Consider the following 9,105-nt stretch of genomic DNA (forward strand, 5'->3'; position numbering starts at 1 on the left):
GCGGCGCAAGGGGGAGTGTCAGAACGAGCGCGAACCCGCTGCGAATCCGGTGATTCATCCGTTCAGGTAGGTCTCGAGCAGGGCGTCCAGCCGGCCCTGTGCGGCCAGCAGCGCCTCGCAGGCCTCGCGCACGGCCCCGCGCCCGCCATGCGCCTCGGTGATCCACTGGGCATGGCGGCGCACCAGTGGATGGGAATCGCCGACCGCAATCCCGAGTCCGACCCGCCGCATCGCCGGCAGGTCCACGATGTCGTCACCCATGAAGGCCGCCTCGGCGGGGTCGTGGCCGGTGCGCTGCAGCAGTTCGTGCAGGGCCTCGCCCTTGTCGCGGCGGCCCTGGATCAGATGCTCCACGCCCAGGTCGCGCATGCGGTGCTCGACGACCCCGGAGGTGCGCCCGGTCAGGATGGCGATCTCGATGCCGCCGTCCAGGGCCAGACGGATACCGTGGCCGTCGCGGCTGTTGAAGGCCTTGTACTGCTCGCCGCCGTCGCCGAGGAACAGGCTGCCGTCGGTCAGCACGCCGTCCACGTCCAGGATCAGCAGGCGAACGGCCTGCTGGCGGGTCTGCAGGGTTGCGGCGTCCAGGTTCATCAGGCCACCCCGGCACGCAGCAGATCGTGCATGTTGATCACGCCCACCAGGCGGTTTTCGGCGTCGGTAACCGGAAGGGCGTTGATGCGCCGGCTCTCCATGGTCTCCAGGGCCTCCACCGCCAGCCAGTCGGGCTGCGCGGTGTGACCGCCGGTGGTCATGGCCTCGCCGATGGTCAGGCTGTCCAGGCTGTGCCCGGCGTCCAGGGTGCGGCGCAGGTCGCCATCGGTGAACACGCCCTGGATCTTGTCGTCGGCGCCGGCCACGATCACCAGTCCCAGGCCCTTGCGGGTGATCTCGAACAGGGCGTCCTTGAGCGGCGCCTCCGGGGTGATGCGCGGGATCGCATCATCGGTGTGCATGATATCGGCGACATGCACCAGCAGGCGCCGACCGAGGCGGCCGCCGGGGTGCGAGCGGGCAAAGTCGTTGGCGGTAAAGCCGCGTGCATCCAGCACCGCGACGGCCAGGGCATCGCCCATCGCCAGCGCGGCGGTGGTGCTGGAGGTAGGAGCCAGGCCCAGCGGGCAGGCCTCGCGTTCGACGCTGACATCCAGGTGTACGGTGGCATCCGCACCGAGGCGCGATCCGGGGTTGCCGGTCATCGCGATCAACGGCACGCCCAGGCGCCGGATCAGCGGCAGGATGGTGATGATCTCGTCGGTCTCGCCGGAGTTCGACAGCGCGATGACCACGTCCTCGCGGGTGATCATGCCGAGATCGCCGTGGCTGGCCTCGCCCGGATGCACGAAGAAGGACGGCGTGCCGGTGGAGGCCAGGGTCGCGGCCAGCTTGCTGCCGATGTGCCCGGACTTGCCCATGCCGGTGACGATCACGCGGCCCTTGCACGCGAGGATGCAGCGGCAGGCCTCGAGGAAGCGGTCGTCGATGCGCCGGGCGAGGTTGCGTACGGCCTCGGCCTCGTCATTGAGGACGGCCAGGGCGAGGTTGCGGGTGGTTTCGGGGTTGAAGTTCATGCAGTAGCCGTGATTCCCAAATAGACAAGGTAGCTTGCGAAGGCGACGAGGAGAAGGGCGCCCTGCCAGCGCCGGATCTGTCCGCGGCGGCCCAGCGCGATCAGGAACAGGGCCACGGTCAATGCCAGCATCACCGGATAGTCGCGCGCGAGCACATCGGCGTCGATTGCCAGCGGTGCGATCAGGGCCGGTACCGCCAGTACCGCGAGCAGGTTGAACAGATTGGAGCCGACTACATTCCCGATCGCCAGTCCGGCCTCGCGGCGGAAGGCGGCGACCACCGAGGTCGCCAGCTCCGGCAGGCTGGTGCCCACCGCGACAATGCTCAGCCCGATGACCAGGTCGCTGACCCCCAGTTGTTCGGCGATTTCGACGGCCCCCCAGACCAGGGCCTGGCTGCTCGCCAGCAGGAGCAGCAGCCCGAACACGAGCCAGGCGATCGCGGGCCCCAGTCGGTCGCCCTCCGGGATCGTCTCGACCATGCCGCGCACCACCTCGGGGGTGTCGTCATGGGGAGACGGGCGTGCGCGCCGGGCGCTGATGGCCATCCAGGCAGTGAACAGGACCAGACCGGCCAGCAGCGCGATGCCCTCCAGCCGGCCCAGTTCGCCATCCACAAGCAGGAGCAACACGCCGAAGCTGACCAGCAGCAGGATCGGCAGTTCGCGCCGAACCATGCCGCGCCCGATCGCCAGCGGCGCGACCAGGGTCGCGGCCCCCAGCACCAGCGCGATGTTGGCGATGTTCGAGCCGATCGCGTTGCCCACCGCCAGCCCCGGGTTGCCCTGCAGGCTCGCGAGCACCGAGACCACGATCTCCGGCGCCGAGGTCCCGAATGCGACGATGGTCAGCCCGATCAGCAGCGGGCTGACGCCGACCCCGCGCGCGAACGCGGAGGCGCCGAAGACGAAGCGGTCGGCGCTCCAGGTCAGCAGGATCAGGCCGACGATGACGGCGGCAATGGGTAGTGCCATGGACAGTCCATGTTTCCCTGGGAGGGTCAGGGCCGCGATTGTAGCGGATCGGGACGCCGTTTCAGCGGCGCAGGCGCTCCAGACATTCGTCGGTGGTGACTCGCGGCGACCAGCCGAGCTGTTCACGGGCACGGGTGCAGTCCAGTACCAGCGGGCCGTCCAGCCCGCGCACCCAGCCGGGGTCCCCGGCGCGCGCGGTCACGCGCCAGGCCAGTGGGTGCAGGCCGCGGATCAGCGCCAGGGGGATTGGCAGGCCCCAGCGCCGCCGGTAGCGCGCCATCGCGCGCAGCGACCAGGCGGGTTCCGCCCCCAGGTTGAAGGTCCCCGCCGTGCGGGTCGTGACGCTGCGCACGATCGCGGCTGCGGCATCGTCTTCCCACAGAATCTGCACCGGCTGCGCCTCCCCGGCGGGGTAGAATCGCCCGCGGGCGATCTGCAGCAGCAGCGGGTGGGCGTGCGGGCCGACGATCGCGGGAGGGCGCAGGACGGTCACGTGGCACTCGGGGTGTTCCCGGGCTAGCGCGCGCAGGGCCTGCTCCACGGCGACTTTGTCCTCGGCGTAGGGGAAGCGTGGCCGGGTCGGGGTATCCTCGGTCAGCGGTTGCGGGCTGTCCGGCCAGGGGCCGTAGACCGCGGCGCTGGACAGGAACACGATGTGGCGCACACCGGCCGCAACCGCGGACCGGAAGACATGATGGCTGAGGGCGACGTTCTGCTCCCGGACCCAGGCACGGTCGTGGCGACGCCGCTGGCCATGCCCCCCCATCAGCTGAAAGGCGAGGTGTACCAGGGTATCCACTCCGGTCAGCTCCTGCGGCTGGAGCTGCGCCAGGTCGAGCACGCGCGCGTCGATGGCGGCGCCGTTTCCGGGGGGTGGCAGCGTCGGCGTGGCCCGGTCCAGCGCGAGGACGTGCTGGACGGCCGGCTCGCGCGCCAGGGCGGGCAGCACGGCCTGCCCCAGGCACCCGGCGGCGCCGGTCACGGCGACGTGCATCCGTGTTTCCCTCAGGTCGCGCTGCGGGCGACGGTGGCCGGGGCGGGGTCGGCAAACGCGGGCATGACCTCTTCCGCGAAGCAGTCCATGGACTCCTCGGTCAGCGCATGCGGAACAGCCCCGGCGCCGAAGGCGAGCAGCACCTGGTCGACCCCGGCCTCGCGCAGCCCCTCGATGCGTTCGCGACACTCGGTGGGGGTGCCGACGAGCGTCATGCCCAGCATGTCGAGGACCTTCAGGTTGATCCCGGCCTTGACCAGATGGCGGAAGCGGCCGAGCGAGCGGTAATAGTCGTAGCCCTCGATCAGGCGTTCCAGCACCGGCAGGGTTTGCTGGAACATGTGGCGGTAGAACCACTCGAAGGCGGGCTTGGCCTCGCGCCGGGCGCGCTTGCCGTCCGGCAGGCACAGGACCCCAAGCGTCATGCCGACCCGGGGCGGGTGGGCCACGTCCGTGCGTGTCGCGTCCCAGGCCTCGTGGTACAGGCGGATGTCCTCGCGGATCATCTGCCAGGGCTTGAATGGCCCGGCCAGCGCCCCGATGCCCTGCTGCGCCGCCCAGGTAAAGGACTCCGGGCTGACCGCGGCGGTCCAGATCGGTGGGTGCGGGGTCTGTACCGGGCGCGGCATCACCGGCACGTCGTCCAGGTGATGGAACGGCCCGTCCTGGGTGATGCGGCCGGTGGCGAAGGCCTGGCGCAGTGCATCCAGCCCGGCGTCGACCCGGGCGCGGGACTCGCTCATCTCGGCCCCGAATGTGGCATATTCGCGCGGCGAGAAACCACGCCCGATGCCCAGGTCCAGGCGTCCGCCGGAGAGCTGGTCGAGCATGCCGACGCGCTGCGCCACGCGTAGGGGGTGGTGGTAGGGCAGCGGGACCACGCCCAGTCCCAGGCGCAGGTGCTCGGTGCGCTGGCTGGCGGCGGCCAGGACCAGGTCCGGCGCGGTGGAGTGGGAGAACTCCGGCATCAGGTGGTGCTCCACCAGCCAGGCGGTGCCGAAGCCGAGACGATCTGCGCGCTCCCACAGGCGCAGGGTGTTCTCCAGCACCTCCGCTTCGGAGGTCTGCAGGAAGTCGGGCACCGAAAGCTCATGGAACAGGTCGAAACGCATGGCGCCAACTGTGCCGCGCGCACGAGAGCGATACAAGCAGGCCGCGCAAAGCTGCGGTTACGTCAGACGAGGAGAGGCATGTCACAGGATCAGGGGGCGATGGTATTGCAGGCCGCCGGGGTCGCGGGCCCCGGCGAGGACTGGTGGGAAGGCTTCTTCCCGGAGGATCTGCCGCGGGAGTGGCAGCTCGAGTACTACACCCATTACCACAGCCGCTTGCTGCTGCCCGCTTCGGTGTGGCTGGAGACCGAAGCCCCGGCCTTTGGCGACTGGGGCGAGGCCGTGGCCCCCGCGCTGCGCCTGACACTGGACTGGCCGGCCGATCTTGCTCCCGGGGCGGGGGCCGCGCGGGTCCTCGCGCTCGCGGAGGCCGTTGGCGACTGCCTGCAGGCGGTGGTCCCGGGGCCGATGGACGCGGCCCGGGTACAGGCGATACGGGAGGCGCTGGAGTCGGCCGATCTGGGCCGCCTGACCGTCTACGGGGCCGGAGAGGATCGCGCGATCGCACGGGCCGCGGTGGCCTCGTTTCATCCGCCGGCAGGGGGTGAGTCGGCGGCCGCCGGCGGGGCCTGGCAGCTCGCCCCCGAGGCCGGACTGGATGCCCCGGGCTGGCGGGCGCTGGTGGAGGCCCTGGGTCAGGCCGGTGGCAGCGGGGAGATCCCGGTGTTCCTGCGTGCCCGCCCGGAACGTCTTTCCGACTTCCGTACCATTGCCCAGTTGCTGGGGGTGGGATGAAGTCTTCCAATACGGGTTTGACGGCCCCCGGGCCGGCGGCCAGACTTCCGGGTTCCGAGGGCCTAAGGAAACACTGATTAATGTACACACTCGCGTTGGTACCCCAGGTTTTCCGAGGCAAGGCGCGCGACGCAGCGGGTAGTGGTTCTACCCGCAAGCGGCGCAACGCAGGATCGGGGAACCTGGGGTACCAACCCCGAAGGGGCTCGGCCTCTTTTGCGTGCGCACGGCGTTGCGGCTCCCTTGTGCAGAATGACTGCACGGCGGTCACCGCACTCCACTCCTTCGCCCGCAAAAGCGACTCGAGCGCGAGCGTGTACATTAGTCAGTGTTTCCTTAAGGGCGAGGAGCGCGCGTGACTGACCCGGCAGTGGAAGACAGTCCGCATATCGTGATCGAGAACCTGCGCTTCCGGCGCGGGCGCAAGGTGATCTTCGATGACCTGTCGATGCGCATTCCGCGCGGACAGGTGACGACCGTGATGGGCCCCAGCGGCAGCGGCAAGACCACGCTGCTGCGCCTGGTCGGCGGCCAGCTGCGCCCCGACAAGGGCCGCATCTGGGTTGATGGCCAGGAGGTGGCAAGGCTCTCCACGCGGCGGCTGTACGCCCTGCGCAAGCGCATGGGCATGCTGTTCCAGAGTGGTGCGTTGCTGACCGATCTCTCGGTGTTCGAGAACGTCGCCTTCCCGCTGCGCGAGCACACCGACCTGCCGGAGGACGTGCTGCACGCGCTGGTGCTGCTGAAACTCGAGGCGGTGGGGCTGCGCGCAGCGCGCGACCTGGACCCGGCCTCGCTGTCCGGGGGCATGGCGCGGCGTGTCGCCCTGGCGCGGGCGATCGCACTGGATCCGGACCTGATCCTCTACGACGAGCCCTTTACCGGGCTGGATCCGATCACGATGGGTCAGATCGTCAGCCTGATCCGCCGGACCAATCAAAGCCTGGGGCTCACCAGCGTACTGGTCTCGCATGACGTGACCGAGGCGATGGCGATCTCCGATCAGGTGGTGCTGATCGCCGATGGCCGGGTGGTGGATGCCGGACCGCCGGACGAGCTGGAGGCGCGTGCCTCCGACTGGAGCGCGCAGTTCCTGCAGGGGCGTCCGGACGGGCCGGTTCCGTTTCATTACCCGGGCGCGTCCTACCGCGACGACCTGCTGGGGCAGGCGGAGCGCCGCGATGACTGACGCGATCGCCTCGCTGGGCCGGACCACGATCAACGCGCTGGTGGTGTTCGGTCGCGCGTTCGTCTTCCTGATCCGGGTGCTGGCCAGCCTGGATATTGTCATCCGTCGTTTCGGCCTGACGCTTGCCCAGGTGTACTCGGTGGGCGTGCGGTCGCTGCTGATCATCATCGTGTCGGGGCTGTTTGTCGGCATGGTGCTGGCGTACCAGGGCTACATCACGCTGGTGAACTTTGGCGCCGCCGAGGCCCTGGGCGGGGTAGTCGCGCTGTCGCTGGTGCGCGAGCTGGGGCCGGTGGTGACGGCGCTGCTGTTCGCCGGGCGCGCCGGCTCCGCGCTGACCGCGGAGCTGGGGCTGATGAAGACCACCGAGCAGCTCTCGGCGATGGAGATGATGGCGGTGAACCCCTATCGCCGGATCTTCGCGCCGCGTTTTGTCGCCGGGTTCCTCTCCATGCCGCTTTTGGCCGCGATCTTCAGCGCCGTGGGCGTGATGGGCGGCTATATCGTCGGGGTGGGGCTGCTCGGCGTGGACAGCGGCGCCTACTTCTCGCAGATGCAGTCGGTGACCGACTGGAACGAGGATGTGCTCTCCGGCGTCATCAAAAGCATCGTGTTCGGCTTCGTGGTGACCTGGATCGCGGTGTTCCAGGGCTTCAATGCCCAGCCGACGTCCGAGGGCATCTCGCGCGCCACGACCCAGACGGTGGTGGTGTCGTCGCTGGCGGTGCTGGGCCTCGATTTCATCCTGACCGGGCTGATGTTCGGCGCGGGTTGACCCATCAGTGTTTCCCTAGGGTGGCAATAATGAAGGTACGTTTCTTCGAACTGGCGGTCGGTGTCTTCGTGCTCCTGGGCATCGGGGCGCTGTTCTACCTGGCGGTCCAGGTCAGCAACGTGACCGACTACCACGATCGCGACACCTACACCGTGACCGGCTATTTCGACAACATCGGCGGCCTCAAGACGCGGGCCCCGGTCACGGTCTCGGGTGTGCGCATCGGCCGGGTCGCGGATATCCGCTACGATCCGGAACGCTTTCGCGCCGAGGTGACCCTGGCGATCCGCTCGGAGCACGACTACCTGCCGATGGATACCCAGGCCGCCATCCATACCGCGGGGCTGCTGGGCGAGCAGTACATTGCGCTGGAGCCGGGTGGCGACTACGAGACCCTGCAGGATGGTGATGAAGTGATGTTTACCCAGTCGGCGCTGGTGCTCGAGAACCTCATCGGCCGTTTCATGACCAATATGGGGAGCGACTGAGCGCCTAGGCAAACACTGATTAATGTACACACTCGCGTTGGCACCCCACAAGCGATTGAATGCAGGGGCTCGGCCGCCCGTTGTTGACGAAAACGGGCGCGCGCACGGCGTTGCGGCTCCCTTGTGCAGAATGACTGCACGGCGGTCACCGCACTCCACTCCTTCGCCCGCAAAAGCGACTCGAGCGCGAGCGTGTACATTAATCAGTGTTTGCGTAGAACGATCCAAACCGGGAGCAAGAGACATGACATGGTTGCGTGACTACATGCGGATCCTGCCGCTGGGGCTGCTGGCCCTGCTGCTGGCAGCACCAGCCCAGGCCGACAACCCGAGCGAGCTTATCAAGCAGTCCATCGACGCGGTCTACGATGAGCTGCGCGCCAACAAGGAACGTGCCCAGGAGGAGCCCGATTTCGTCATTGGCGTGATCGAGGACAAGATCCTGCCCGGCGTGGACCTCGACGGCATGGCGCGTCTGGTCCTGGCTCGCCACTGGCGCGATGCGTCCGATGAGCAGCGCGAACGCTTTACCGAGGGATTCAAGAACACCCTGCTGCAGGCCTACGGGGTGCAGCTGGCGGATCACCTGGACAAGGACGTGCGCGTGATCGAACGCCGCTCGCGCCAGGACGAGCGCATGGCGGTGGTGGCTACCGAGGTGGTGATGGGCTCCGGCCAGTCGAACATCCAGGTCAACTACCGTCTGCGCCCGGTGAACGGCGAATGGAAGGTCTTCGACGTCGAAGCCGAGGGGCTCAGCTTCGTGGGCAACTTTCGTACCCGCTTCAACGAGGAGATCAACCGCGACGGCCTGGATGCCCTGATCGCGCGCCTGGAGGACGGGGACGAGGCGCTGATCGAGGATGCGGTCGGAGATGTAACCCCTGACAATGGGGCCGGAAACCGGTGAGTGATGCGCAGATACGGGCGGACGAAGGCGGTCTGGTCGTCAGCGGGCCACTGACCTTCGCGACGGTGGCCGGGCTGGAGGCACGGGGCCGCGGGCTGGCGGCGCAACTCCCCGAGCACGCCCGGGTGGACCTTGCCCGGGCCGGGCGTATCGACAGCGCCGGCGTGGCCTTTCTGGTAATCCTCTGGCGCCGGGCCCGCGAGCAGGGGCGCACCCTGGTCTTCGAGCCGCTTCCCGAGGGGCTGCGGCCGCTGCTGGAGTTGTACGACCTGGAGTCCATCATCACCGACTCCGCCGCCCGTTCCGTGGCCTGAGCGGCCGGAAACGTGCCGCGGGCCGGCGAACGGGCGAGCCCCG

General features: G+C 68.8%; 11 protein-coding genes. 6 read left to right on the plus strand and 5 right to left on the minus strand.

Going from position 1 to position 9,105, the window contains the following annotated elements:
* Positions 1 to 54: 54 nt before the first annotated feature.
* The 5 genes from F817_RS0111640 to F817_RS0111660 all read right to left on the minus strand — a co-directional run bounded on the left by F817_RS0111640 (position 55) and on the right by F817_RS0111660 (position 4,651).
* A complete protein-coding gene (locus F817_RS0111640) occupies positions 55 to 594 on the minus strand; it encodes an HAD family hydrolase (RefSeq protein ID WP_024327815.1) in 540 nt (179 codons plus the stop codon).
* Positions 594 to 1,571 (minus strand): KpsF/GutQ family sugar-phosphate isomerase, encoded by a 978-nt coding sequence (locus tag F817_RS0111645; protein ID WP_024327816.1) that lies wholly within the window; start codon positions 1,569 to 1,571, stop codon positions 594 to 596. The genes F817_RS0111640 and F817_RS0111645 overlap by 1 nt, the downstream gene beginning before the upstream one ends.
* Positions 1,568 to 2,545 carry a calcium/sodium antiporter gene (locus F817_RS0111650; RefSeq protein ID WP_024327817.1) on the minus strand — a complete coding sequence of 326 codons (978 nt, stop codon included), beginning with the start codon at positions 2,543 to 2,545 and terminating at the stop codon, positions 1,568 to 1,570. The genes F817_RS0111645 and F817_RS0111650 overlap by 4 nt, the downstream gene beginning before the upstream one ends.
* Positions 2,546 to 2,606: 61 nt before the next feature.
* Positions 2,607 to 3,539, minus strand: a complete 933-nt coding sequence (locus tag F817_RS0111655) for an NAD-dependent epimerase/dehydratase family protein (RefSeq protein WP_024327818.1) — start codon at positions 3,537 to 3,539, stop codon at positions 2,607 to 2,609.
* 11 nt (positions 3,540 to 3,550) lie between these two features.
* Positions 3,551 to 4,651: an LLM class flavin-dependent oxidoreductase gene (locus F817_RS0111660; protein WP_024327819.1), complete on the minus strand. Its 1,101-nt coding sequence runs from the start codon at positions 4,649 to 4,651 to the stop codon at positions 3,551 to 3,553.
* 78 nt (positions 4,652 to 4,729) lie between these two features.
* Here F817_RS0111660 and F817_RS0111665 point away from each other — a divergent pair, with 78 nt between their 5' ends.
* The 6 genes from F817_RS0111665 (at position 4,730) to F817_RS0111690 (ending at position 9,062) form a co-directional block, all read left to right on the plus strand.
* Positions 4,730 to 5,386: a hypothetical protein gene (locus tag F817_RS0111665; RefSeq protein WP_024327820.1), complete on the plus strand. Its 657-nt coding sequence runs from the start codon at positions 4,730 to 4,732 to the stop codon at positions 5,384 to 5,386.
* Between the two features lie 355 nt (positions 5,387 to 5,741).
* Positions 5,742 to 6,575: an ABC transporter ATP-binding protein gene (locus tag F817_RS0111670; protein WP_029681120.1), complete on the plus strand. Its 834-nt coding sequence runs from the start codon at positions 5,742 to 5,744 to the stop codon at positions 6,573 to 6,575.
* Positions 6,568 to 7,350 (plus strand): lipid asymmetry maintenance ABC transporter permease subunit MlaE, encoded by a 783-nt coding sequence (mlaE, locus tag F817_RS0111675; RefSeq protein ID WP_024327822.1) that lies wholly within the window; start codon positions 6,568 to 6,570, stop codon positions 7,348 to 7,350. Before F817_RS0111670 ends, mlaE begins: the two co-directional genes overlap by 8 nt.
* 29 nt (positions 7,351 to 7,379) lie before the next feature.
* A complete protein-coding gene (mlaD, locus tag F817_RS0111680; protein WP_024327823.1) occupies positions 7,380 to 7,838 on the plus strand; it encodes an outer membrane lipid asymmetry maintenance protein MlaD in 459 nt (152 codons plus the stop codon).
* Between the two features lie 244 nt (positions 7,839 to 8,082).
* Positions 8,083 to 8,748, plus strand: a complete 666-nt coding sequence (locus F817_RS0111685; RefSeq protein ID WP_024327824.1) for a phospholipid-binding protein MlaC — start codon at positions 8,083 to 8,085, stop codon at positions 8,746 to 8,748.
* A complete protein-coding gene (locus F817_RS0111690; RefSeq protein ID WP_024327825.1) occupies positions 8,745 to 9,062 on the plus strand; it encodes a lipid asymmetry maintenance protein MlaB in 318 nt (105 codons plus the stop codon). The genes F817_RS0111685 and F817_RS0111690 overlap by 4 nt, the downstream gene beginning before the upstream one ends.
* Positions 9,063 to 9,105 lie beyond the last annotated feature (43 nt).

The sequence above is a fragment of the Thioalkalivibrio sp. AKL19 genome (genome assembly GCF_000420165.1).
In the GTDB taxonomy this organism is placed as follows: Bacteria; Pseudomonadota; Gammaproteobacteria; order Ectothiorhodospirales; family Ectothiorhodospiraceae; genus Thioalkalivibrio.

Excerpts from the sequence above, each read along its gene's own strand:
- F817_RS0111640 (WP_024327815.1), bottom strand. The coding sequence starts at position 594 with ATGAACCTGGACGCCGCAACCCTGCAGACCCGCCAGCAGGCCGTTCGC.
- F817_RS0111650 (WP_024327817.1), bottom strand. The coding sequence starts at position 2,545 with ATGGCACTACCCATTGCCGCCGTCATCGTCGGCCTGATCCTGCTGACC.
- F817_RS0111665 (WP_024327820.1), top strand. The coding sequence starts at position 4,730 with ATGTCACAGGATCAGGGGGCGATGGTATTGCAGGCCGCCGGGGTCGCG.
- mlaD (WP_024327823.1), top strand. The coding sequence starts at position 7,380 with ATGAAGGTACGTTTCTTCGAACTGGCGGTCGGTGTCTTCGTGCTCCTG.
- F817_RS0111645 (WP_024327816.1), bottom strand. The coding sequence starts at position 1,571 with ATGAACTTCAACCCCGAAACCACCCGCAACCTCGCCCTGGCCGTCCTC.
- F817_RS0111660 (WP_024327819.1), bottom strand. The coding sequence starts at position 4,651 with ATGCGTTTCGACCTGTTCCATGAGCTTTCGGTGCCCGACTTCCTGCAG.
- mlaE (WP_024327822.1), top strand. The coding sequence starts at position 6,568 with ATGACTGACGCGATCGCCTCGCTGGGCCGGACCACGATCAACGCGCTG.
- F817_RS0111685 (WP_024327824.1), top strand. The coding sequence starts at position 8,083 with ATGACATGGTTGCGTGACTACATGCGGATCCTGCCGCTGGGGCTGCTG.
- F817_RS0111655 (WP_024327818.1), bottom strand. The coding sequence starts at position 3,539 with ATGCACGTCGCCGTGACCGGCGCCGCCGGGTGCCTGGGGCAGGCCGTG.